We start from the raw sequence: 24,371 nt of genomic DNA on the forward strand, positions 1-24,371 counted from the left end.
CGGAGACCATGGCAGACACTTCCAATTCCGTCCTGTTCGACGCCCCCGGCCCGAAGGGCCGCCGCACCATCCGCATCATCAACTGGGTCGCCGGCCTCGTCTTCGCCGTGCTCGTCGTGCTCATGCTCATGCGTCTGCACAACCCGCCGGACGGCGAGAACCAGCTGAGCTGGGAGCTGTGGAAGCCCGCGCTCGAGAAGGAGGCGTGGACCGACTTCTACCTGCCCGGCCTGTGGATGACCGTCAAGGCGACCGTGCTCGCCGTCATCGGCGCCGTCGCCTTCGGCCTCGTCTTCGGCGTCGGCCGTCTGCTGCCGAACACGCTGCTGCGCGGCGTCTCCGCCGTGATCGTCGAGTTCTGCCGCGCCGTGCCGGTGCTGTTGCTCATGATCTTCTTCTGGCGCTGGTTCGCGTTCGCGGGCCTGCCGAGCCCCTCGTACTGGGCGGTCGTGCTCGCGCTCGTGCTGTACAACGGTTCGGTCGTCGCCGAACTCGTGCGCTCCGGCGTCGGCAACCTGCCAAACGGCCAGCGTGAGGCCTCGCTCGCCCTGGGCCTGACCGAAACGCAGTCGCTCATGCAGATCGAGGTGCCGCAGGCCGTGTACGCGATGCTGCCCGCCGCCGTCACCCAGCTCGTCGTCGTCCTCAAGGACACGGCGCTCGGCTCGATCATCATGTACACCGATCTGCTGCAGGAGTCGCGCCGCCTCGGCTCGATGTACTTCAACATCCTGCAGACGCTCGTCATGGCCGCGGTGATCTACTTCATCGCCTGCTGGCTGCTCTCCAGGCTTGCCGAATGGCTGCCGGAACGCATGCAGCAGCGCACCGCCGCCCCGGCCGAACCGGAACCGGTCGCGCCGATCGCCGCCGGCGATGCCTCCAACGTCAACCAGATCGCCGTGGCCAAGGAGGTCGAGGAGCTGCCGCTCGGCGGCGCGCCGCGCAAGTACCACGTGCACCACCGCGGCACCAACGCCTCGATCCGCAACTGGCGTCGCACCCGCTACGAGCAGGGCTACGACGCGACGCAGCCCGAATCGCAGATCGACCCGCTCACCGGCCGTCCGATCCGCGACGAGGAGGCCGAACGCCGCGCGAAGGCCGCGAAGGCCGCGAAGGCCACGCAGGCCGAGCAGCGCCACGACCAGTACGGTCATGGCGAACGGCACGAGCGAGCCGTCTTCAAGCATGATGACGGCATCGGCAAGGGCCACACCGATCTGGGAGGCCGGCCCAGCATCTGAGCACGGCGGCCACACACGGCACCTGGGCGGCGCATCTGACGGCAGGATCCGCAGGGCGCGCCGGGTGCAACGGACTCATTGGACGCTAGTCAGGCACGAAGAGTTCACCATCCGTTAGAACTCAGTGTGCGCTACGTAGCGAAACGGCGGATAGGTTAGGGAACCATGAGACAGTTCCACGACCTATCCGCCGTTTTCGTCCATATGCTCGCCACCGCGCTCATCGTCTCCTGCGCCTTCGCCGCGTCGCTCGTGGCCGCGCCGGTCCCGCCCGCGCACGCCGACCAGCTGCCTAACCCGGACTGGGTGGCGCTGCTCTCCGACTACGAGAAGGACTACTGGCAGGCGCCGAAAGACAAGGCGCACGGCGGCAAGGTCCTCGACGTCGCCACGATGAAACGCGACGAGGACCTCGCCGTCGCCATCAACCACAAAGGCGCGGAGAACCTCGACGGCAACGGCCTCAACGACCAGCGCAAACGCGCGCTCGTCGACTCCGACCTCTACGGCGAGGAGACCATGCCCGACTCGCTCGGCCCCACGCTCGGCAGATACATGAGCGAAGGATTCAAACAAGGCCGGCTCGGCCGCGTCTCCGACCTGTTCAAATTCAACGTCGCCTCCACCTACCAGTCCAAACGCGCCGCCATGCACCCGCGCCCCTACCTCGACCGCGCGGTGAGCACCTATGACGGCACCAACGACCTCGCCGGTCTGCCCGCCACGCTCGACATCAAGGAATCACCGTCCTGGGGCGAGCACATCCCCGGCTACTCCAACCTGCAGAAGAACAGCTCCTACCCCTCCGGGCACACCACCACCGCCTACTCGTGGGGCGTGGCGCTCGCCGGCATGATTCCCGAACTCGCGCCGCAGATCATGGCGCGCACCTCGGAGGCCGGCAACAACCGCATCGTGCTCGGCGTCCACTATCCGCTCGACATCATGGGCGGGCGCATCGGCGGCTCCGCGCAGAACGGCCAATACTGGCACAACGAGTTCGGCACGTCCATCGAACCCGCCGCCCGCCAGCTGCGCGGCTACCTCACCGAGCGATGCCGCGCCGACGGCCACGGCGACACGCTCGCCCGGTGCATCGCGAACCTCAAGGCGAACGGCGAGGGCGGCTACACGAACACGTTCCTGGACCCGGTCGCCGACGAGCCCGTCACCGACCAGGCGTCCGCCGTACGCGTCTATACGAACCGCATGACCTACGGCTTCCCGCAGGTCGCCTCCGAGAAAGGCAAGCCGTTCACCGCGCCGCGCGGCGCCGCCGACGTGCTGCGCCTCGCCTACCCGCAACTGCACGCCGACCAGCGCGCCGAGATCCTCGCACGCACCGCCATCGACTCCGGCTACCCGCTGTGGGAATCGTCGGACGGCTGGCAGCGCATCAACTGGGCCGCGGCGCTGTGCGCCCGCGTCACCCTGGACGAGCGGGGCGACGTGGTCAAGGTCGAAACGGCCGATGAGACCCGTCTCGACGGTCCCGAAGTCGTCAACGCGCAGTACGCGGACCGCGGCGCGCACCCCGCCTCCGACGCGGCGGCCGGCGAGAACACGGCAGGCCCGGCAGGGCCGCGCGCGCTCGCCGCCGCCATGAACGCGCGCGCGGCGATCGCCGTCGCCATCGGCACGTGCGCGGCGTTCGCCGTCGTCGCCGCGCTGCGTGCGCGCGACCGGCGCCGCGCCGCGTAACGCCCGAGTTCAGCGAGCGTTCACGCGGCGGATGCCCGCGCGTGGCCGTGACGGCCCCGGCCCGACACATGACGCCCATACGTTGGAACCGTATACCTGTTCGCGCCAGCGCGAACGACAGGAACGGAAGGGAAGAACAGTGGGAATCCAACATCATGGGACGCGACCGGCAGTGCGCCGTCTGATCGCGCTCGCGACCGCGGCCGCCACGCTCGGCGGACTCGCCGTCACCGGCGCGCCCGCGGCGTTCGCGGCGGACGCCGCCAAGCCGACCGTCGTCATCAACGAGGTGTTCGCCGGCAACACGAAGGAAGTCGGCGACGCCGTCACCGAACGCGACGACTGGGTGGAGCTCGCCAACACCGGCGACGCTCCGGTCGACGTCAAGGGCTGGGGCATCTATGACGAGAAGCAGAAGAAGCACTACACGATCGGCACGGACAAGGAGGTCGTGGCGGACACGACCATCGCGCCGCACGGCTACCTCGTCGCCGCGATCGACTACAACGGCGACCCCGGCCTCGGCTCCGACGCCGACTCCGTGTACCTCACCTCCAATACCGGCGACTCGTACGACGCCTCAGCGCTCGTCGACTCCACCACGTGGAAGCTCGCCGACAAGATGACCGCCAAGCAGTCGTGGTCGCGCGCCGAGGACGGCACGTTCAAGGTGAGCGACAAGCCCACGCCGGGCGCCGCCAACGAATTCCCGACGCCCACGCCGACCCCCGAACCGGGCGAGACGATGACCGTGGACGCGTGGCCGGGACTTGACAAGGTGACGGCCGTCGACGCCGAAGGCGAGTTCGGCGCGAAGGGCCAGTCCGGCGACCACACCGACGGCAACCTCTCCGGCCTGGTCTACGAGACCGGCCGCGCCGGCGCCTCGGACACGCTGTGGGCCGCGGACAACGACCTCAACCCCACGCTCGGCGAGACCGAGGCCAAGGGTCCCGGCTCCATCAACAAGTTCGTGAAGGTCGACGGCAAGTGGAAGCAGGACCCGGCCGACGGCTGGACGTTCACCAAGGACGGCCAGACCAAGGGCGGCAAGCAGCTGCACTTCAAGGACGGCAAGGGCGGCGTGGACTCCGAAGGCATCACGCTGATCCCGGGCGCGGACGGCAAGCCCGACTCCTCCAAGGGCGTGTTCGTCGGCGTCGAACGCGACAACGAGAACAAGAACACGCCCCGCCCGTCCATCCTCGCCTATGACGTCACCGCCAAGACCACGGACGCCAACGACGACGGCGCACAGGACCTGACCGCCACCCACGAGTGGAACCTGACTGCCGGGTTGAGCCAGTTCGATGTGACCCTCGGCAAGGACGACGCCAACCTCGGCGTCGAAGGCGTCGCGTTCATCCCGGACGCCGAACTCACCGCCAAGGGCTTCCAGACCAACCTCGACCCGAAGAACGTGCACGTGTACGACCCGAAGGGCACCGCCAACAGCTACGGCGGCCTGTTCTTCGTGGCGCTCGAGAAGACCAACGCCATCTACGCGTTCGCGCTCGCCACGCTCGACGACGGTACGGACGCCGCCTACCCGGTGGCCCAGATCCCCGTGCCCGAGACCGCCGTGAACGCCGGCTATGACGGCCCGCGCGACCTCACGTGGGACGCCGAGCACGAGCAGCTGCTCGCCGAAGGCGACAACGACAACGGCAAGGGCTCGAAGATCGGCGTGTACACATTCGCCGACGGCGCGCTCCAGCTCACCAAGCTTGTGAACACCCCCGCCGAGATCGCCGGCCAGAACTCCGAAGGCTTCGCGATCACGCCCGACTCCGCCGCGCAGACGGTCGAAGGCGGCGAGGCCGGCAAGACCTACAAGCCCGTGTTCTGGGCGGACGACGGCGTGACCGGCGGCCACTCGCTGCGCCAGGGCTGGATCGAGGCAGGCGCCTCCACGCCGCAACCCACCGGCAAGACCACCATCAATCTGCTCAACTTCAACGACTTCCACGGCCGCATCGACACCGGCCTGACCGTGCCGTTCGCCGCGACCATCCAGCAGCTCAGGGGCGAATACCCGAGCAACTCGCTGCTGCTCTCCGCCGGCGACAACATCGGCGCCTCCCTGTTCAACTCGGCCATCCAGCGTGACCAGCCCACCATCGACGTGCTCAACGCGCTCGACGTGAAGGCCTCCGCGGTCGGCAACCACGAGTTCGACCAGGGCTACGACGACCTGACCGATCGCGTGATCGGCAAGGACGGCGCGCGCAACGCCAAGTGGGACTACCTCGGCGCCAACGTGTACAAGAAGGGCACCGAGACCCCGGCCCTGCCCGAATACAGCATCCAGGACGTGGACGGCGTCAAGGTCGGCGTGATCGGCGTGGTCACGCAGGAGACCAGCACGCTGGTCTCTCCCGGCGGCATCGAGAACATCACCTTCGGCGATCCGGTCGAAGCCGTGAACCGCGTGGCCAAGCAGCTCACCGACGGCAAGACGGACAACGGCGAGGCCGACGTGATCGTGGCCGAATACCACGAGGGCGCCCCCGCCAACGAGGACGACGAGACCGCCAAGCCCACGCTCGACGAGCAGAAGGCCTCCAGCCCCGTCTTCAAGCACATCGTGGACGACACGGACGCGAAGGTCGACGTGATCTTCACCGCCCACACCCACATGAAGTACTCGTACACCGACCCGGCCAGGAACGGCCGCCCGATCATCCAGACCGGCAGCTACGCGGCGAACGTGGGCCAGGTCGTGCTCGACTACGACAAGACCACCGACAAGGTGACTTACGCCAAGTCCGGCAACGTGGCGTCCCTCACCGCGCCGGAAGGCACCAGCAAGGGCGACTTCGACCAGCAGCTCGCCGACGCCGACAAGACCGGCGTCGTCGCCAAGGTCAAGGCCATCGTGGACGCGGCTCTCAAGGTCGCCGGCGAGAAGGGCAACGAGAAGGTCGGCTCCGTCGCGGCGGACATCACCACCGCGTTCAAGGACGGCAAGCGCGACGACCGCGCCTCCGAGTCCACGCTCGGCAACCTCGTCGCCGACTCCCTGCTCGCCTCCCTGTCCGACAAGGACCGCGGCGGCGCCGAGATCGGCGTCGTCAACCCCGGCGGCCTCAGGGCCGAACTGTGCCGCACCGGCGCCAACGCGGCCTGCCCGCTCGCGGCGGACGGCTCGATCACGTACGCGCAGGCGAACGCCGTGCTGCCGTTCCTCAACAACCTGTGGACCACCACGCTCACCGGCGCGCAGTTCCGCGAGGCGCTCGAACAGCAGTGGCAGACCACCGCCGACGGCTCCACGCCGTCCCGCCCGTACCTGCAGCTCGGCCTGTCGCACAACGTGTCCTACACGTACGATCCGGACGCCCCGCAGGGACGGCACATCACCTCGGTGACCATCAACGGCAAGCCGCTCGACCCGAACAAGGAGTACCGCATCGGTTCGTTCAGCTTCCTGCTGCAGGGCGGCGACAACTTCCGAGTCTTCGCCCAGGGCAAGGACATGAAGGACTCCGGTCTGGTCGATCGTGACGCGTGGATCGACTACCTCAAGGCCGAATCCGCGAAGGCGCCGATCACGCCGCGCTACGACCGCCGTGCCGTCGCTGTGACCGGCGTGCCGACCACCTCCGTCAAGGCCGGCGACTCGTTCACGCTGAAGTTCTCCAAGCTCACGCTCACCTCGCTGGGCGTGCCCGCGGAGACCAAGCTCACCGCCGTCATCGACGGCAAGAGCGCGGGCGAGGCGAACGTCGTGAACGGCGACACCGCCGAGCTGACGGTCACCGTGCCGAAGGACGCGAAGGCCGGCGACGCGACGGTCATCGTGACCGGCGCCAAGAACGGCACGACTGCGACGATCCCGTTCGCCGTGGCCGCCGGCAGCGGTGAAGGTGGTCAGCAGACCAAGCCGCAGGATCAGAACAATCCCGGCAGGAAGCCGCAGCTGAGCGCCACCGGCTCGAACGTCGCCGTGGCCGTCGCCGCCGTGCTCCTGCTCGCGGGCGCCGGCGTGACGCTCGCCAAGGTGCGCCGCTGACGGCCGTCGGTCGGATTCTCGCATCCGATTGACGCCCCGCCGCGCCATGTATGTCCCGGCCGACCCGCGTGAAAGCGGGCCGGCCGGGATTGTTCATTCCCCGTACAATGGAAGCCGATACAACCGGACATGCCACGGGCGGGAGGGACCCATGATCATCGCGGTGACGGGGCATCAGCGGATTCCCGCGACGGCCCGGCCGTTCGTGCGGCGAGGCGTTCGGCTCCGTCGACGACGCGTGGAACTGGTGCCATTCCAACACCTACGATTAGGTCGGCTGCCTGCCCGTCGACCCGGGCTGACGTTCCGCGGCGGCGTCCGTGGCGCCTGTGGCGGCGTACAATCGGACGCATGGCCAAGGATGACAGGAAAAGCAACGGCAAAGCCAAGGGCGGCGGCCAATCCAAGCGCATCGACAAGGCGCTCGACCGTGCGGAGGATCTCATCGGCACGGTCGAGGACGCGGACGATGTACGTGAGCGGCTCGCGCGCGCCGCGAAATCCAGTGAGCTCTTAAGCGCGATCTGGTCGCTGCCGCCGGCGCAGCGGCTCATGTTCCATCACGGCGTCGATGTGGGGGAGCTCGCCGCGCACAAGGCCGCCTCGACGCCCGGATTCGACGGTGACAGATTCGACGGCGAACGGTTCATCGACCTGAGCTCCTCGGGCATCGCCCGCTACCAGCGGCTGTTGTATGCGAACGGGGTCAAGGGGTCGCCGCGCAGATTGCTCATCGTCTTGCAGGGCATGGACGCCTCCGGCAAGGGCGGGATCGTGCGCCACGTGTTCCGCCAGGCCGATCCGATGGGCATCCGCTACCACGGATTCGGCAAACCCACCGAGGAGGAGGCGTCCCACGGCTTCCTGTGGCGCGTCGAACGCGAACTGCCCGATCCGGGGTGGATCGGCGTGTTCGACCGGTCCCATTACGAGGACATCGTCATGCCGCGCATCTACGGCACGTTCCCCGAGGACGTGTGGCACGGCCGCTACGATCTGGTCAACGCGTTCGAGCGCAATCTCGTCGCCTCCGGGTGCGCGGTCATCAAGATTTTCCTCGTCTCCAGCCGCGAGGCGCAGCGCGTCCGCTTCCTCGCGCGTCTCGACGACCCCACCAAATACTGGAAGTTCGACGTGTCCGACCTCGACGCGCGCGACCAGTGGAACGACTACATGGCCGCGTGGCAGGAGGTGTTCGAGAGGACGAGCACATCCGAGGCGCCGTGGTACCTCGTCCCCGCCGACGAACGCTGGTATTCGCGCGCCGTCGTCTCCGAACTGCTGCGCACCACGTTGCGCAACATGAACATGTCATGGCCGCCGCTGGAAGCGCAGATCGACCGCGACGAGGCCCGCCGCCGTCTCGCCGACGATTAGCCGCGCCGGATGCGGCGAGACGGTCGCGCTTCGTGGTGAGACGGGGTGGCCTACGATGGGGCGCATGGTGCAGCACACGATGGCCTTCCCCGACGCGTTGGGCACGGGCGTCATCATCCAGTGGACGCCGGCCGGCGATGCTGTCGGCGACGAACCGTCCGTCGAAGCGGCGCGGCGCGACATCGCCGCGCTCATCGACGGCTACGAGTCCGTCCTGTCCCGTTTCCGCGGCGATTCTACCGTTTCGGCGATGCGCGCGGGCGGCGGCGCGTTCGACTTCCCCGACTGGGCGGGCCCGCTGTTCGACCTGTGCGACGTGCTGTGCGCGGCGACGGACGGCGCGTTCGACCCGTGCGTGGGCGAGGACCTCATCCGTCTCGGCTACGACGCGCGGTACTCGTTCACCATGGCTCCGGGCGCCGCCGGCTCGCTCGGCGCGATCCACGGGCGGCCGACCTGGCGCGGTGACGTGGAACGCCGCGGAACGACGACGCTCGTCACGACGCGTCCGGTCGCATTGGATTTCGGCGCGTGCGGCAAGGGGTATCTCGTCGACCTGATCGCGGCGGTGCTGCGTTCGCACGATTCGTTCGCCCGTGGGTTCGTCATCGACGCGGGCGGCGACCTGCTCGTCGAGACCGAAACCCCCATCGCCATCGGACTGGAGGACCCGCGCGACCCGAATGACGCCGTCGGCGTAGCGCATGTCGGTCTCGGCGCGTTCTGCGCGAGCGCGCCGAGCCGCCGCCATTGGACGGTTCCGGGCGTAGGCGCGCCCGTCGCCGTCCACCATCTGATCGACGCCGTAAGCGGCACACCGGTCGACGACGTTGTTGCGACATGGGTCCACGTGCCTGCACCCGGACTCCGCGCCGCGCCGCGCACCACCGATGAGACCGCGCATGCGATGCGGTTGTCAGCGATGTTCCCGACCGCATTGGCCGATGGGTTGGCGACCGCGCTGTTCACCACCGACCCGAACGTGCTGCACGATGGATTGTGCGGCCTCCACGGGCCGCTCGCCATGCGTGGATGGCCGTCCTCGGCGTTCTCGTGCGCCGTGCTCAAGGCCGACCGCACCGCCGTCGTCTCCACCGGATTCCCCGGCACGTTGTTCGCCCACTGACCGAGCATTGCGTGAACCGGTTCCGCGCGATTCTGGTGCGCAAAACCCGCGTTTTGCGCACCAAAATCGCGCGGAGCGAATGGTGGGGGAACGGGGCGGCGCGTCCGGAACCGGGAGCGCTAGTAAGCTTGGGACATATGACCGACGAGAAGGAATACGATGACGCGGAGCGCGGCGACGACGCCCGCGACGCGAACGATGCGGATGCCGCGACCCGATACGGGTCGCTGGGGCGCCTCGCGCCCTCATGGGACGAGGAGGGCGGCGCGCGCAACCTCACGGACGACGACATCTACCAGCGGTTCTTCCAATGGGTCGAGGACGTCAAGGGCGTCGAGCCGTGGCCGCATCAGGAGGAGGCCATCATGGACCTGCTCGCCGGCGACCACGTGATCCTCAGCACGCCCACCGGCTCGGGCAAATCCCTGGTCGCGCTCGGCATGCACTTCGCCGCCCTGTGCACCGGCCGGCGTTCGTATTACACGGCCCCCATCAAGGCCCTCGTCTCCGAGAAGTTCTTCGACCTGGTGGAAGTGTTCGGCCGCGACAACGTCGGCATGATCACCGGCGACAGCCACATCAACGCGGACGCGCCGATCATCTGCTGCACCGCGGAGATCCTCGCCAACCAGGCGCTGCGCGAAGGCGAGCACGCGGACGTCGGGTGCGTGGCCATGGACGAGTTCCACTACTACGGCGACCCGGACCGCGGATGGGCGTGGCAGGTGCCGCTGCTCGCCCTGCCGCAGACCCAGTTCCTGCTCATGAGCGCCACGCTCGGCAACGTCGACGCCATCGCGAACAAGCTCGAGGACCTGAACGACACGCCGGACGTCGACGTCATCGCCGACGCGCCGCGCCCGGTGCCGCTGAGCTACGAGTACACGCTCGACCCGTTGGACAAGACCGTCGAACTCGCCTGCCGCAACGGCGAGACGCCGGTCTACGTCGTCCACTTCTCGCAGGACGCCGCGTTGGAGACCGCGCAGGCGCTCGCCTCCGCTGGCATCTCCACGAGGGAGCAGCGCGTCGCCATCGCCGAGGCCATCAAGAGAGTGAAGTTCACCACGGCGTTCGGCAAGATCCTGCAGCGTCTGCTGCGCATCGGCGTGGGCATCCACCACGCGGGCATGCTGCCGCGCTACCGCCGCCTCGTCGAACAGCTCGCCCAGCAGGGCCTCCTGCCCGTCATCTGCGGCACCGACACGCTCGGCGTGGGCATCAACGTGCCGATCCACTCGGTGGTGCTCACCGCGCTTACCAAGTTCGACGGCACGAAGATGCGCCGCCTCAAGGCGCGCGAATTCCACCAGATCGCCGGCCGCGCCGGACGCATGGGCTTCGACACCGAGGGCCTCGTCGTCGCGGAGGCGCCCGAATACGAGATCGAGAACCACAAGGCCGTCGCCAAGGCCGGGGGAGACCCGAAGAAGCTCAAGCGCATCAAACGCAAGAAGCCGCCGGAGGGGTTCGTCACGTGGAACCAGAACACGTTCGACAAGCTCATCGACGCCGAACCGGAAACGCTCGTGCCGCACCTGAAGATCACGCATTCGATGGTGCTCAACGAGGTCGCGCAGGGCGGCGACGCGCGGGAACGCATCGCGCGGCTCATCGACGATTCGGCGCAGACCCCCGACCAGAAGGAGCATCTGCACCAGCGCGCCGACGAGATTTTCCAGACCCTGTTCGACACGGGCGTCATCGAAGTGCTCGAAGGCTCCGACGGCGGCAAGGACTACGTGATGACGCTCGACATGCCCGACGACTTCGCGCTCGACCAGCCGCTCAGCCCGTTCCTGCTCGCCGCGCTCGAACTGCTCGACCCCGAATCGGAGACGTACGCGCTCGACGTGATCTCCATGGTCGAGGCCACGCTCGACGACCCGAAGCAGGTGCTGCGCGCCCAGGAGCGCGCCGCGCGCGACAAGGCCATGGCGGACATGAAGGCCGACGGCCTCGACTACGAGGAACGCATGGAACGGCTGCAGGAGATCACCTACCCCAAACCGTTGGAGGAGATGCTCGACGCCGCCTTCGACCAGTACCGCCACGACGTGCCATGGGCCAACGACTATTGGCTGAGCCCCAAATCCGTGGTGCGCGACATGGTCGAGACCGCCTCCGATTTCACCGGCTACATCGCCCGCTACAACATCGCCCGATCCGAAGGCACGCTGCTGCGCTACCTGTCCGACGCGTACCGCGCGCTCGCCCGCACCGTGCCGCCTGAGAAGCGCGACGAGCAGCTCGACGACATCATCGCCTGGCTGCGTGTGCTCGTGCGTTCCATCGACTCCAGCCTCGTCGACGAGTGGGAGAACGCGGGCTCCGGCGGCTCCGCGGACGCCTCCGAGGCGGCCGCCTCGCTCGCCGCGCCCGGCCGGCGCGACGAGGTCGTGGAGGACCGCCGCGGGCTCACGGTGCTCGTGCGCAACGCCCTGTTCCGCCGCGTGCAGCTCATGGACCTCGACGACCCGGACGCGCTCGGCGCGCTCGACAAGGATTGGGGCTACGGCGTGCACGAATGGGAGGACGCGCTCGACGACTTCTACGACGAGCACGAATACGTGAACACCGATGCGAAGGCGCGTTCCGCCGACCTGTTCATGCTCGACACGAAGCATGAGCGCGACGAGCATTCGTGGAAGGTGCGCCAGATCATCGACGACTCCGACGGCGACCATGACTGGGCCATCGAAGGCGTCGTCGACCTCGACGCGACGCAGGAGAACGGCGAGGTCGTCTTCTTCGACTACTCGGTGGGCGACGACTGATGGCGTCCAACGACCTGTTCGCCGCCTCCGACGCGCCCGAGGACGTGACGCGCCCGCTCGCCGTGCGCATGCGCCCGCGCACGCTCGACGAGGTGATCGGCCAGTCCCATGTGCTGGGGGAGGGCTCGCCCCTGCGCCGCCTCGCCAATCCGGCGTCGCGCGGCAGCCTGACCGCGCCCAGCTCCGTCATCCTGTTCGGCCCTCCCGGCGTCGGCAAGACCACGCTCGCCACGATCGTCGCCCGCCAGTCCGGCCGCGTGTTCGAGGAGCTGTCCGCCGTGACCAGCGGCGTCAAAGACGTGCGCGCCGTGCTCGACCGCGCGCACGAACGGCTCGTCGCCCGCGGGCAGGAGACCGTCCTGTTCATCGACGAGGTGCACCGGTTCTCGAAATCGCAGCAGGACGCGCTCCTGCCGGCCGTCGAGAACCGCGACGTCACGTTCATCGGCGCGACGACGGAGAACCCCAGTTTCTCCGTCATCAAACCGCTGCTGAGCCGTTCCGTCGTCGTCAAGCTCGAATCGCTGGAACCGGAGCAGCTCGACGAGCTCGTCCGCCGCGCGCTCGCCTCGCCGCGCGGGCTCGAAGGCGAGGTCAAGGCCACCGACGAGGCCATCGCGCAGATCGTGCGTATGGCGGGCGGCGACGCGCGCAAGTCCCTGACCATCCTCGAGGCCGCGGCCGGCGCCGTCACCGGCGACAAGGCGCGGGAGAAGGGCAAACGCAGGCCGGTCATCACGCCCGAGACCGTCTCGGCCGTCATGGACGTGGCCACCGTGCGCTACGACAAGGACGGCGACGACCATTACGACGTGATCTCCGCGTTCATCAAATCGATGCGCGGAAGCGACCCGGACGCGGCCGTCCACTATCTCGCGCGCATGATCCGCGCCGGCGAGGACCCGCGCTTCATCGCCCGGCGCATCATGATCGCCGCGGCCGAGGAGGTCGGCATGGCCGCGCCCCAGATCCTGCAGGTCACCGTCGCCGCGGCGCAGGCCGTCGCGCTCGTCGGCATGCCCGAGGCGCGCATCATCCTCGCCGAGGCGGCGATAGCCGTCGCGACCGCGCCGAAGTCGAACGCAGGCTACACGGCCATCAACGAGGCTCTGGCGGATGTGGACGCCGGGCATGTCGGCGCGGTGCCGCTGTACCTGAGGAACGCCCCCACCAAGCTCATGAAGGAGTGGGGCAACCACGAAGGCTACAAGTACGCGCACGACTGGCCGGGCGCCGTCGCCCCGCAGGAGTACCTGCCCGAGGATCTGCGCGGGCGGCGCTACTACCGGCCCAACGACCGCGGCTACGAGCGCGAGGTCGCCGCGCGCATGGCGCGCATCGAGCCGATCCTGCACGGTGGCGGTGCGGAAGGCGCGCATGGGGATGGCGGCTCCGGCGCGTCCGATGCCGGGCGCTCCCACGGGTAAACGCTTACGGGGTACAATGAAGCGGATGTCTCCCGCCCCGCCCCGATGGGGCCGCAGGGCGGGCGCGATACGGACACGGCGACGTCGGCCACCACCGGCGGGGAAGGAACACAGCGATGACGCAGGACGAAAGCGCGGGGAAGATGATCCTCATCGTCGACGATGACCAGGCGCTCGGCGAGATGCTCTCCATCGTGCTGGAGAACGAGGGATTCCGCACCACCACGTGCCTTGACGGCCTGAGGGCCGTCGAGATGTTCCCCACCGTCAATCCCGACCTCATCCTGCTCGACGTCATGCTGCCCGGCATAGACGGCACCGAGGTGGCGCGGCGCATCCGCGAGACCTCGTCGAACGTGCCGATCATCATGCTCACCGCCAAGTCGGACACGGTCGACGTGGTCGCCGGCCTCGAGGCGGGAGCCGACGACTACGTGCCCAAGCCGTTCAAGGTCGCCGAGCTGATCGCGCGCATCCGCGCCCGATTCCGCATCCGCGCCAAGCTCGCCGCCGCGGCCTCCGGCTCCGGCGAGGACGGCTCCGGCGAGGACCCGCAGCACATCGAGCGCGGCGCCATCGTCATCGACCGCGTCGGGCACACCGCCACCAAGGACGGCGAGGACCTCAACCTCACGCCGATGGAGTTCGAGCTGCTCGCCGTCCTGGCCGCCGGCTCCGGCGAGGCCATCAGCCGCGCCACGCTGCTCAAGAAGGTGTGGGGCTATGACGGCAACGGCGATACGCGTCTGGTGAACGTGCACATCCAGCGTCTGCGCGCCAAGGTCGAGGACGATCCCGAGCATCCGCGCATCATCGTCACCGTGCGCGGCATCGGCTACAAGTTCGTGCCGCCGACGGACGTGCGCGGCGCCACGGCATGAGCGGAGGGGACGCGCGGCGGCGTATGCGCATCGGCCGGCGGTTCAGCTGGCGTCGCCTGCTGCGCAGCGGACGCGCCGAGGTGCGTCGTTCGCTGCAGGCGCGCACCGTGGCGATGGTCGTCGCGGTCACGCTCGCCGTGGCCGTCGTCTTCTCCTTCGTGTCGATGCTGTCCGTGCGCTCCACGCTGCTCGACCAGGTGTCCGGCCAGGCGCGCAGCGACTTCTCCAACATGGTCACGCAGGCCCAGACCGGTCTCGACTCCGCGGACGTGTCGGATTCGATGCAGTACCAGCAGCTCGTCAACAATCTCGCGTCCTCGCTGCAGAACGAAGGCTCCTCCAACCTCGTCAGCGTGTACCTGTGGAGCAAGGGCGACGACAACCGTCTCATCGTGCCCGTCTCCACCGACCCCACCTACGAATCGGTCGTCACCGACGACATGCGCACCGCCGTCGCCTCCGACACGCACAGGCGCGTCTTCTACCAGCCGGTCTCCATCGACATCGAGAGCCGCATGGGCGTGCCCGGCGCGGTGCTCGGCACGACGCTCGACTTCGGCGCGGTGGGAGGCATCGAGTTCTTCGCCCTGTTCTCCTACGAGACGCAGGAGAACTCGCTCACCCAGATCCAGATCAACCTGATCGTCGTGTGCCTCGTGTTGAGCGTGCTCGTCGGACTTGTCGTATGGCTGGTGTTGCACGGCATCATCCGTCCCGTCGGCGTGGTCGCCGCCGCCGCGGAGACCTTCGCCGCCGGCGACCTCGACGCGCGCGTGCCAGTGACGCGCAAGGACGAGATCGGCTCGTTGCAGGACTCGTTCAACACGATGGCCGCCGCACTCAACCAGAAGATCGACGAATTGGAGGAGGCCGGCGCGATGCAGCGGCGGTTCGTCTCCGACGTCAGCCACGAGCTGCGCACGCCCGTCACGACGATGCGCATGGCCTCCGACCTGCTCGAAAGCCGCAAGGACGACTACGATCCGATGACCCGTCGCACCGTGGAGCTGCTCGGCGGGCAGATCAGCCGCTTCCAGGACATGCTCGCCGACCTGCTGGAGATCTCCCGCTATGACGCGGGCTACGCGGCGCTCGACCTCGTCGAGACCGACGTGCGCGAACCCATCCGCGAGGCGGTCGAGCAGGTGTCCGAACTCGCCAAGGCCAAACGCGTGCCCATCCACGTGTACCTGCCGAACGTCGAGGTGCTCGCCTTCCTCGACTCGCGCCGCATCGTGCGCATCGTGCGCAACCTGCTGGCCAACGCCGTCGACTTCGCCGAGGACGATCCCATCGAGGTGCGGCTCGCCGTCAACCGGCGCGCCGTCGTCATCTCCGTGCGCGACCACGGCGTGGGCATGTCGAACGACCAGGTGCCGCACGTGTTCGACCGGTTCTGGCGCGGGGACCCGTCGCGTGCCCGGACCACCGGCGGCACGGGCCTCGGCCTGTCCATCGCCATGACCGACGCGAAACTGCACCAGGGCACGATCCGCGTGCGTTCCGAGCTCGGCGAGGGCACGTGGTTCCTCGTCATGCTGCCGCGCGATCCCGCCCGCGGCGCCGTGCACGACAACGAGCTTCCGGTCGATTTCGAACCCGGCACGAGACGGCTGCGCATCGTCGGCGGGTTCGGCATCGCCGACAACCGCAGCGGCGACTACATCAGACGCGACGACGATGCGGACGGCGCGTCCGGCATCGGCGAGGGGAGGATGCCATGACGCAGGAACGGACCGGGGCGTTCGCCCGTATGATGCGCCGGGCCGCGAGACATGGCGCGCGGATCGCGGCGGCGGTCGCGGCGGCGGCCCTCGTATGCGCAGCCGGCGCATGCTCCAGCCCCATCGGCCTGCCTGTCGGCGGCGGCGTGCAGTCGTTCTCGCCGGTCGAACAGCAGACGCAGCGTGTGTACACGTCGCCGGACGGCCCTACGGACGACGACCAACCGGAAGGCATCGTCGAAGGGTTCTTCAACGCGATGCCCGCCGGCGTGCAGTCGGACGGATACCGCGTCGCACGGCAGTTCCTCACCGCGCAGGCGTCCTCGCGATGGAACGGCGACGCCTCCGCCGTCATCTACGACGGCACGCCCTCGTTCTCGCGCAGGGCGAGCGCGCAGACCGGCTCCCCGGAGGGCGGCGGCGGCATCGTCGTCGAGGCGGAGATCAACGTGATCGGCACGCTGGACTCGCACGGGCTGTACACGCCCGCCGAAACCGATGGCGGGACCACGACGATGACGTTCCAGATGGCCCAGTCCGACGGCCAGTGGCGCATCGCCCGTCTCGACGACGGCGTGGTGGTCTCGCTGGCCGATTTCGAGCAGGTGTTCCGTCAGGTCTCCGTCTATCGGATCGACGCCGCCGGCAGGCATCTCGTGCCCGACGTGCGGTGGCTCAGCTGGCGCAACTGGCGCACGCAGGCCGTGCGCGAGCTGCTGGCCGGCGGGGCCGCATGGCTGGGCGGGGCGGTGCGGGACGTCAACGAGGAGAAGGTCACGCTCGCCGTGGACAGCGTGCCGATGGCGGACGGCATGCCGCAGGTGCAGCTGAGCGGCGAATTCCTCAAGCTCGGCCCGGAGTCCCAGTCCACGCTCGTGCACCTCATCCGGCTCACGCTGGGGGACGGCGTCGCCAGCGCCCAACTGAAGGTCACCGTGGACGGCGCGGACCATTCGCATGCGGATGCGGGATTCGCCATCGACAACGAGCAGCCGAACGTCGGCATCTACACCCTCACGGACGGGCGCGTCGTGTCGCTCGGATCGTCCAGCCCGCTGCGCGTGGGCGAGACCAGCGGGTACCCGGGGGCGAGGGGACTCGCGTTCTCCAAGGATGGGGGAGCGGTGCTGCGCGAGGACGGTGTGGTCGAATGCCTCAAGGCCGACGCCTCCTCATGCGGGCAGATGTTTTCCGGCGCACGCTCGTCGTTCATCTCGGGAGGGCTAGACGGCGAGATATGGGCGGTCTCCGAGGGAGGGCACAGCCTGTATGTCTCGCGCGGCGACACCGAGCGTCATCTGTCGGCAGGATGGCTCGGTTCGGAGACGATACACGCGATCACCCTGTCGCCGGACGGCGCACGTCTCGCCCTCGCGCTCGACGACGGCGTGGTGATGGCCGGCGTGAGCAGGGACGGCGATCTCGTGCCCACCGGCCTGTCCGACCAGTACGCCGAGATCTCCCGGCAGGGCGGCGTCACGATGATGACCTTCTACAACGACCTCAATCTGATTTATGTGACCGGGGTGACGCGCGCCGATGATGAGGACGGCACTTCGGACAGGTCGGGCAGGGGCGTCTCGACGTCGGCGCAACGCGGGTTCCGCCAGATCGCGCCCGGACCCGATTCCCGGCAACGCATGCCGGACACCACCGCGGTGGGGCTCGCCTCCGGCCAGATCGCCCTGTACCGCAGGCTCGCCGTGCTCGACGATCTGGGCGTGGTCCGGTCGGTCTCGGGATCGCTCGACGGGTCGTGGTCCATCGCCGATTCGCAGGTCACCGCGCTGGGAGCCCAATGAGACGGAGCCCAGGCGCGGCCCGTGTCGACGCATGGCGGCGCGCCCGGGAGGGGACGGCGAGGGCCCTCCACCGTACCTTCGGTGGAGGGCCCTCATGCACGCGCCGCCGTGCGGCGCGACGATCGGATGACCGGCCGGTCGCCGGTGCGGACGATCAGATGCCGCCGTATTCGCTCTTGAAGAGCTCCTGCGGAACCTCGGAGTTCAGCGGCACCTCGTAGATGAGGTACTGCATGTTGAACGGGATGTTGATGAGGTGGCGCTTGACGCCGTACACCTCTTCGGTGCCGAGGAAGTTAAAGTTGTCCGGGCACTCCGGCTCCCACTTGGCGAGCAGCTCGGCCGCGTCGCCGATGTTGGCGGCCACGCCGGCGAGATGCTTGACGCCATCGATCTGCTTGATGATGAGAATGACGGTATCCATCGATATCCTTTCGTGTGCGTTGTACGGCTGGCCACCGCACACGCATATGCCTATACGCGGCGGCGGCGCCTCGTTACGGCGTTACCTATGATACCTGAAAACGGCGCAACCGCGCCGATATCCCGAAGTGCGAAAACACTGTTACCAAATCGTTATCAAGGCGTTATCGAAATGTTATCGCCGGAAGTTGAACGCTAACAGTGTTCGGTGCATACTTAAACATGTCGATGACAAAAGGTCATCAGTCAGGGGAAGGACCCTGGCGCTCGTTAACTCGAGGAGGAGTATAAACATGAAGAATTGGAAGAAGGCCATTGCCCTCGTCGCTTCCGCCGCCGCTCTGGTGAGCGTGGCCGCGTGTGGTTCCGCCGACTCCGAGGGTGGCTCGGACAGCGGCAAGAAGACCGTCGGCTTCGTCGCCGTCGGCCCTGAGGGCGGCTTCCGTACCGCGAACGAGAACGACATCAAGTCCGCGTTCAAGGACGCCGGATTCGACCTGATCTACTCGCCGACCCAGAACAACGACCAGCAGAAGCAGATTCAGGCCTTCAACAAGTTCGTCAACGATGAGGTGGACGCCATCATCCTGTCCTCCACCGAGGATTCCGGTTGGGACGAGTCCCTGAAGAAGGCCGCTCAGGCCGAGATCCCGGTCTTCACCGTCGACCGTAACGTCGAGGTCAAGGACTCCGAGGCCAAGAAGGCCATCGTCTCCCACATCGGACCGTCCAACGAGTGGGCCGGTGAACAGGCCGCCGAGTTCGTGAACAAGAACTTCCCGGACGGCGCCAACGGCTTCATCCTCGAAGGCCCCGCCGGCCTGTCCGTCGTCAAGGATCGTGGCGCCGGCTGGGATGCCAAGGTCGCCAAGAATGTGAAGGTCCTCGAGTCCCAGTCCGCCAACTGGTCCACCGATGAGGCCAAGACCGTCACCGCCGGTCTGCTGGACAAGTACAAGTCCGAGAACCCGCAGTTCATCTTCGCCCAGAACGACGAGATGGGCCTCGGTGCCGCGCAGGCCGTTGACGCCGCCGGCCTCAAGGGCAAGGTCAAGATCATCACCATCGACGGCACCAAGAATGCTCTGCAGGCCCTCGTCGACGGCGACCTCTCCTACGTGATCGAGTACAACCCGATCTTCGGCAAGGAGACCGCTCAGGCCGTCAAGGACTACCTGGACGGCAAGGACGTCGAGTCCGACATCCAGATCGAGTCCAAGACCTTCGACGCCACCAGCGCCAAGGAAGCCCTGGACTCCAACTCCCGCGCCTACTGATACGGGCACGAGCCCCAATCAGTGGTGATAACCGACCAAGCATGACAATGTAGTAGATGATGGTGCACGAGGAACGTTCCTTGTGCACCATCATTCATGTGAGGTCGAAATATCACAAAACAGTAACAAATCCCTGTTCAAAGGCAAAGATATGACAGACAAAACCCCTATCGTCGTGATGAAGGGCATCACGATCGAATTCCCGGGCGTCAAGGCTCTGGACGGTGTTGATCTGACGCTGTACCCCGGCGAGGTCCACGCTCTCATGGGTGAGAACGGCGCCGGCAAGTCCACGATGATCAAGGCCCTCACCGGTGTCTACAAGATCGATGCGGGATCAATCACCGTCGAGGGCAAGCCGCAGCAGTTCAACGGCACGCTGGACGCGCAGAACGCCGGCATCGCCACCGTGTATCAGGAAGTCAACCTGTGCACCAACCTCTCCGTCGGCGAGAACGTCATGCTCGGCCACGAGAAGCGCGGCCCGTTCGGCATCGACTGGAAGAAGACCCACGAGGCCGCCAAGACGTACCTCAAGCAGATGGGTCTGGAGCACATCGATCCGCGCACCCCGCTGAGCTCGATCTCCATCGCCATGCAGCAGCTCGTCGCCATCGCCCGCGCCATGGTCATCAACGCCAAGGTGCTCATCCTCGATGAGCCGACCTCCTCCCTCGACGCCAACGAGGTCCAGGACCTGTTCGCCATCATGCGCAAGGTCCGCGACTCCGGCGTGGCCATTCTGTTCGTCTCCCACTTCCTCGATCAGATCTACGAGATCACCGACCGTCTGACCATCCTGCGCAACGGCCACTTCATCAAGGAGGTTATGACCAAGGAGACCCCGCGTGACGAGCTCATCGGCATGATGATCGGCAAGTCCGCCGCGGAACTCTCCCAGATCGGCGCCAAGAAGGCCCGCCGCGCCATCGAGCCGGGCGAGAAGCCGATCGTCGACGTCAAGGGACTCGGCAAGAAGGGCACCATCAACCCGGTGGACCTCGACATCTACGCCGGCGAGGTCGTCGGCTTCGCGGGTCTGCTGGGCTCCGGACGTACCGAGCTCGGCCGTCTGCTCTTCGGTGCGGACAAGCCGGATTCGGGTACGTACGAACTCAACGGCAAGCAGGTCGCCATCAACGATCCGTACACCGCCCTGAAGAACAAGATCGCGTACTCCACCGAGAACCGTCGTGACGAGGGCATCATCGGCGACCTGACCGTCCGCCAGAACATCCTCGTGGCGCTTCAGGCGACGCGCGGCATGTTCAAGCCGATTCCGAAGAAGGAAGCGGACGAGATCGTCGACAAGTACATGAAGGAGATGAACGTGCGTCCGGCTGACCCGGACCGCCCGATCAAGAACCTCTCCGGCGGCAACCAGCAGAAGGTCCTCATCGGCCGTTGGCTGGCCACCCACCCGGAGCTCCTGATCCTCGACGAGCCGACCCGAGGCATCGACATCGGCGCCAAGGCCGAGATCCAGCAGGTCGTGCTCGACCTCGCCTCCAAGGGCATGGGCGTCGTCTTCATCTCCTCCGAGCTTGAAGAGGTCGTTCGTCTGTCCGACGACATCGAGGTCCTCAAGGATCGTCACAAGATCGCAGAAATCGAAAACGGCGACACCGTCTCCCAGTCGACCATCGTCGAGACCATCGCCAACACGAACGTGAAGAACTGAAAGGAGGGATGATGGCTGATAAGAAACAAGCAGAAGAGAAGAACAACGTCTTCAAGAAGCTGCTCTCCTCGAACCTGACCGTCGAGGTCATCGCACTCATCCTGCTGATTTTGCTGTGCACCGTGTTCGACCACGCGTTCCTTGCCCTGTCCTGGAACGACAACACCGGCGGTCTCGCCGGCCCGCTGATCACGATGCTTCAGGAATCCGCGCGTTACCTGATGATCGCGACCGGCATGACGCTGGTCATCTCCACCGCCGGCATCGATCTTTCCGTCGGCTCCGTGATGGCCGTCGCCGGTGCAGCGGCCATGCAGGCCCTGAGCAACGGCACGAACGTGTGGCTGTCCATCCTTCTGGCGCTCGTCATCGGTTTGGTCGTCGGCTGCATCAACGGTGCGCTCGTCGCGTTCCTCGGCCTCCAGCCGTTCATCACCACGCTGATCATGATGCTCGCAGGCCGTGGCCTCGCGAAGGTCATCACCTCCGGCGAGAACACCGACGCCTCTGCGGTCGCTGGCAGCGAACCGCTGCGCTGGATGGCCAACGGCTTCATCCTCGGCATCCCGGCCAACTTCGTCATCGCGGTCGTCATCGTGGTCCTCGTCGGCCTCCTGTGCCGCAAGACCGCCATGGGCATGTTCATCGAGGCCGTCGGCATCAACCCGGAAGCCTCCCGCATGACCGGCATCAAGCCCAAGCAGATCCTCTTCCTCGTCTACGCGATCTCCGGCTTCCTCGCCGCCATCGCCGGCCTGTTCGCCACCGCATCCGTGATGCGCGTCGACGTGGTCAAGACCGGTCAGGATCTCGAGATGTACGCCATCCTCGCGGTCGTCATCGGCGGCACCTCGCTGCTCGGTGGTAAGTTCTCCCTCGCTGGCAGCGCCGTCGGCGCCGTCATCATCGCCATGATCCGCAAGACCATCATCACCCTCGGCATCGATTCCGCCGCCACCCCGGCCTTCTTCGCCGTCGTCGTGATCGTGATCTGCGTGATGCAGGCTCCCAAGGTTCGTAACCTGAGCGCCGAACTCAAGCGTAAGCGCGCGCTCAAGTCCTCTGAAAAGGCGGTGGCAGCATGACAAACGCTACGGCAACTCCGGCCAAGAAGGCCGTGAAGAAGACGCGTCGACTCGACGCTCAGATGATCCCGACCATCGCGGCCGTGGTGATCTTCATCCTGATGATGGTCATGGGCCAGGCGCTCTTCGGCACCTACCTGCGCCTCGGCTTCATCTCCACCCTGTTCATCGACCACGCCTACCTCATCATCCTGGCCGTGGCCATGACCCTCCCGATCCTCACCGGCGGCATCGACCTGTCGGTCGGCGCCATCGTCGCCATCACCGCCGTCATCGGCATCAAGATGGCCAACGCGGGCGTCCCCGCCTTCGTGGTGATGATCGTCATGCTGCTGATCGGCGCCGTCTTCGGCATCCTGGCGGCGGTCCTCATCGAGGAATTCAACATGCAGCCGTTCATCGCGACGCTGTCCACGATGTTCCTCGCCCGTGGTATCGCCTCCATCATCTCCACCGATTCGCTGACCTTCCCGGACAACAACGACTTCTCCGTGATCGCCAAGAGTATCACGATCATCGACAACCCGAAGCTGAGCCACGATCTCTACTTCAACCTCGGCGTCGTGATCTCCCTGATCGTCCTGCTGTTCGGCTACATCCTGCTGCACCACACCCGCATCGGCCGCACCATCTACGCCATCGGCGGCTCCCGCTCCTCCGCGGAGCTCATGGGTCTGCCCGTGAAGCGCGCGCAGTTCACGATCTACATCACCTCGGCGACCCTCGCCGCCCTGGCCTCGATCGTGTACATCGCCAACCTCGGCTCCGCCAAGAACACCGTCGGTGTCGGCTGGGAGCTCGACGCCGTCGCCTCCGTGGTCATCGGCGGTACGATCATCACCGGCGGCTTCGGCTACGTCCTCGGCTCCGCCCTCGGCGCCCTGGTCCGCTCCATCATCGACCCGCTGACCTCCGACTTCGGAGTTCCGGCCGAATGGACCACCATCGTGGTCGGCCTGATGATTCTCGCCTTCGTGGTCCTGCAGCGCGTCGTCACCGCTGTCGGCTCGAAGAAATAGCGATTGGTGGGGGCGTGGTACTTCCCGCGTCCCCACCGGAATCGGCACCATAACCGAATCTCATAACTGAACACATAACTGAACAGGAAGCCGGTGGAACCAACCGCCGGATGCCCCGCACAGGCATTCCTCCTCGCCTGGAGACGATGAGCGTCTCCTGCGGGGCGTGACGGCGGGGTCCACCGGCCTCCAACCTCTCCCTTCCTTCTTTTCCTTCCTTTCATCAAGGGTGTGGGGTGTGGCCGAAGCCGGCCGCACCCCACACCCTTTTTGGTGCGTCTTGGCGCCGGTGCTTTCCTCTGAAGCTTTGTGGGTTGATATGTCGCTGGGAGAAGTACGGTTGGACGATGATGGGCGGGGCGCCCGGGCCTGGCTGACTGACCGTGAGGCAAGGCAAACCTCGCAACGACAATGGAGAACAACGCTGATTTCTCTGAGGCTTCGCCGGTTGGTGTGGAGCGGTATTGCTCCACACGACCATCAACGAATGTCCTGCGGGTCTTGTGTGGCGCAGCGCTGCTCCACATGCCGGGACCTGACGTTTGTGTGGAGCGCCGCTGCTCCACGCGTCGGGTTCAGGCGGGTATTCGTGGCCTGTGTGGAGCGGTATTGCTCCACACTTGTGCCTATATTCGCGTATGCGTCGCGTGTGGAGGGGCCGCTCTCCACACTTCCGTCTCTTCTTCCTTGTTGCGCGTTGTGTGGAGCGGTATTGCTCCACACGGCCCTCGGCGAATGTCCTGCGGGTCTTGTGTGGCGCAGCGCTGCTCCACATGCCGGGACCTGACGTTTGTGTGGAGCGCCGCTGC

The 24,371-nt window shown here is 66.9% G+C and carries 14 protein-coding genes and 1 pseudogene; 14 read left to right on the forward strand and 1 reads right to left on the reverse strand.

What is annotated here, in order from left to right; translation table 11 throughout:
• Window positions 1-8: 8 nt before the first annotated feature.
• The 10 genes and pseudogenes from BFAL_RS00370 to BFAL_RS00415 all read left to right on the forward strand — a co-directional run.
• Window positions 9-1,064 (forward strand): annotated as a pseudogene (locus tag BFAL_RS00370) (amino acid ABC transporter permease); the annotation flags it as partial.
• Between the two features lie 348 nt (window positions 1,065-1,412).
• A complete protein-coding gene (locus BFAL_RS00375; RefSeq protein WP_055426477.1) occupies window positions 1,413-2,948 on the forward strand; it encodes an acid phosphatase in 1,536 nt (511 codons plus the stop codon).
• Between the two features lie 139 nt (window positions 2,949-3,087).
• Window positions 3,088-6,963 carry a 5'-nucleotidase C-terminal domain-containing protein gene (locus BFAL_RS00380; RefSeq protein WP_236691602.1) on the forward strand — a complete coding sequence of 1,292 codons (3,876 nt, stop codon included), beginning with the start codon at window positions 3,088-3,090 and terminating at the stop codon, window positions 6,961-6,963.
• 351 nt (window positions 6,964-7,314) lie between these two features.
• Window positions 7,315-8,340, forward strand: coding sequence for a PPK2 family polyphosphate kinase (locus BFAL_RS00385; protein ID WP_082440217.1), 1,026 nt, complete (start codon window positions 7,315-7,317; stop codon window positions 8,338-8,340).
• A 64-nt stretch (window positions 8,341-8,404) separates the two neighbouring features.
• Window positions 8,405-9,466 carry an FAD:protein FMN transferase gene (locus tag BFAL_RS00390; protein ID WP_306345415.1) on the forward strand — a complete coding sequence of 354 codons (1,062 nt, stop codon included), beginning with the start codon at window positions 8,405-8,407 and terminating at the stop codon, window positions 9,464-9,466.
• A 137-nt stretch (window positions 9,467-9,603) separates the two neighbouring features.
• Entirely contained in the window at window positions 9,604-12,243 is a 2,640-nt protein-coding gene (locus BFAL_RS00395; protein WP_082440218.1) for a DEAD/DEAH box helicase, read from the forward strand.
• Entirely contained in the window at window positions 12,243-13,670 is a 1,428-nt protein-coding gene (locus BFAL_RS00400) for a replication-associated recombination protein A (protein ID WP_055426479.1), read from the forward strand. The genes BFAL_RS00395 and BFAL_RS00400 overlap by 1 nt, the downstream gene beginning before the upstream one ends.
• A 116-nt stretch (window positions 13,671-13,786) precedes the next feature.
• Window positions 13,787-14,551: an MtrAB system response regulator MtrA gene (mtrA, locus tag BFAL_RS00405; protein ID WP_082440219.1), complete on the forward strand. Its 765-nt coding sequence runs from the start codon at window positions 13,787-13,789 to the stop codon at window positions 14,549-14,551.
• Complete coding sequence (gene mtrB / locus BFAL_RS00410) at window positions 14,548-16,275, forward strand: MtrAB system histidine kinase MtrB (RefSeq protein ID WP_236691603.1); 1,728 nt, start codon at window positions 14,548-14,550, stop codon at window positions 16,273-16,275. Before mtrA ends, mtrB begins: the two co-directional genes overlap by 4 nt.
• Window positions 16,272-18,077: an LpqB family beta-propeller domain-containing protein gene (locus BFAL_RS00415; RefSeq protein ID WP_236691604.1), complete on the forward strand. Its 1,806-nt coding sequence runs from the start codon at window positions 16,272-16,274 to the stop codon at window positions 18,075-18,077. Before mtrB ends, BFAL_RS00415 begins: the two co-directional genes overlap by 4 nt.
• A gap of 154 nt (window positions 18,078-18,231) precedes the next feature.
• Here BFAL_RS00415 and BFAL_RS00420 read toward each other — a convergent pair whose 3' ends face one another.
• The gene (locus BFAL_RS00420; protein WP_055426481.1) at window positions 18,232-18,501 is read right to left on the reverse strand and encodes a hypothetical protein; all 270 of its coding nucleotides are present in this window, start codon (window positions 18,499-18,501) and stop codon (window positions 18,232-18,234) included.
• Window positions 18,502-18,793: 292 nt separating this feature from the next.
• Between BFAL_RS00420 and fruE the strand changes: the two genes are divergently transcribed.
• The 4 genes from fruE to fruG all read left to right on the forward strand — a co-directional run bounded on the left by fruE (window position 18,794) and on the right by fruG (window position 23,562).
• Window positions 18,794-19,777, forward strand: coding sequence for a fructose ABC transporter substrate-binding protein FruE (gene fruE / locus BFAL_RS00425; RefSeq protein WP_055426482.1), 984 nt, complete (start codon window positions 18,794-18,796; stop codon window positions 19,775-19,777).
• Window positions 19,778-19,928: 151 nt separating this feature from the next.
• Window positions 19,929-21,458, forward strand: a complete 1,530-nt coding sequence (gene fruK / locus BFAL_RS00430) for a fructose ABC transporter ATP-binding protein FruK (protein ID WP_055426483.1) — start codon at window positions 19,929-19,931, stop codon at window positions 21,456-21,458.
• An 11-nt stretch (window positions 21,459-21,469) separates the two neighbouring features.
• Window positions 21,470-22,543 (forward strand): fructose ABC transporter permease FruF, encoded by a 1,074-nt coding sequence (gene fruF / locus BFAL_RS00435; protein ID WP_055426484.1) that lies wholly within the window; start codon window positions 21,470-21,472, stop codon window positions 22,541-22,543.
• Complete coding sequence (gene fruG / locus BFAL_RS00440; RefSeq protein ID WP_055426485.1) at window positions 22,540-23,562, forward strand: fructose ABC transporter permease FruG; 1,023 nt, start codon at window positions 22,540-22,542, stop codon at window positions 23,560-23,562. Before fruF ends, fruG begins: the two co-directional genes overlap by 4 nt.
• Window positions 23,563-24,371: the final 809 nt, after the last annotated feature.

Source organism: Bifidobacterium aesculapii (genome assembly GCF_001417815.1).
Classification (GTDB): domain Bacteria; phylum Actinomycetota; class Actinomycetes; order Actinomycetales; family Bifidobacteriaceae; genus Bifidobacterium; species Bifidobacterium aesculapii.

Excerpts from the sequence above, each read along its gene's own strand:
- fruK (WP_055426483.1), top strand. The coding sequence starts at position 19,929 with ATGACAGACAAAACCCCTATCGTCGTGATGAAGGGCATCACGATCGAA.
- BFAL_RS00415 (WP_236691604.1), top strand. The coding sequence starts at position 16,272 with ATGACGCAGGAACGGACCGGGGCGTTCGCCCGTATGATGCGCCGGGCC.
- BFAL_RS00395 (WP_082440218.1), top strand. The coding sequence starts at position 9,604 with ATGACCGACGAGAAGGAATACGATGACGCGGAGCGCGGCGACGACGCC.
- BFAL_RS00385 (WP_082440217.1), top strand. The coding sequence starts at position 7,315 with ATGGCCAAGGATGACAGGAAAAGCAACGGCAAAGCCAAGGGCGGCGGC.
- BFAL_RS00400 (WP_055426479.1), top strand. The coding sequence starts at position 12,243 with ATGGCGTCCAACGACCTGTTCGCCGCCTCCGACGCGCCCGAGGACGTG.
- BFAL_RS00390 (WP_306345415.1), top strand. The coding sequence starts at position 8,405 with ATGGTGCAGCACACGATGGCCTTCCCCGACGCGTTGGGCACGGGCGTC.
- BFAL_RS00375 (WP_055426477.1), top strand. The coding sequence starts at position 1,413 with ATGAGACAGTTCCACGACCTATCCGCCGTTTTCGTCCATATGCTCGCC.
- mtrA (WP_082440219.1), top strand. The coding sequence starts at position 13,787 with ATGACGCAGGACGAAAGCGCGGGGAAGATGATCCTCATCGTCGACGAT.
- BFAL_RS00420 (WP_055426481.1), bottom strand. The coding sequence starts at position 18,501 with ATGGATACCGTCATTCTCATCATCAAGCAGATCGATGGCGTCAAGCAT.
- fruF (WP_055426484.1), top strand. The coding sequence starts at position 21,470 with ATGGCTGATAAGAAACAAGCAGAAGAGAAGAACAACGTCTTCAAGAAG.
- fruE (WP_055426482.1), top strand. The coding sequence starts at position 18,794 with ATGAAGAATTGGAAGAAGGCCATTGCCCTCGTCGCTTCCGCCGCCGCT.
- fruG (WP_055426485.1), top strand. The coding sequence starts at position 22,540 with ATGACAAACGCTACGGCAACTCCGGCCAAGAAGGCCGTGAAGAAGACG.
- mtrB (WP_236691603.1), top strand. The coding sequence starts at position 14,548 with ATGAGCGGAGGGGACGCGCGGCGGCGTATGCGCATCGGCCGGCGGTTC.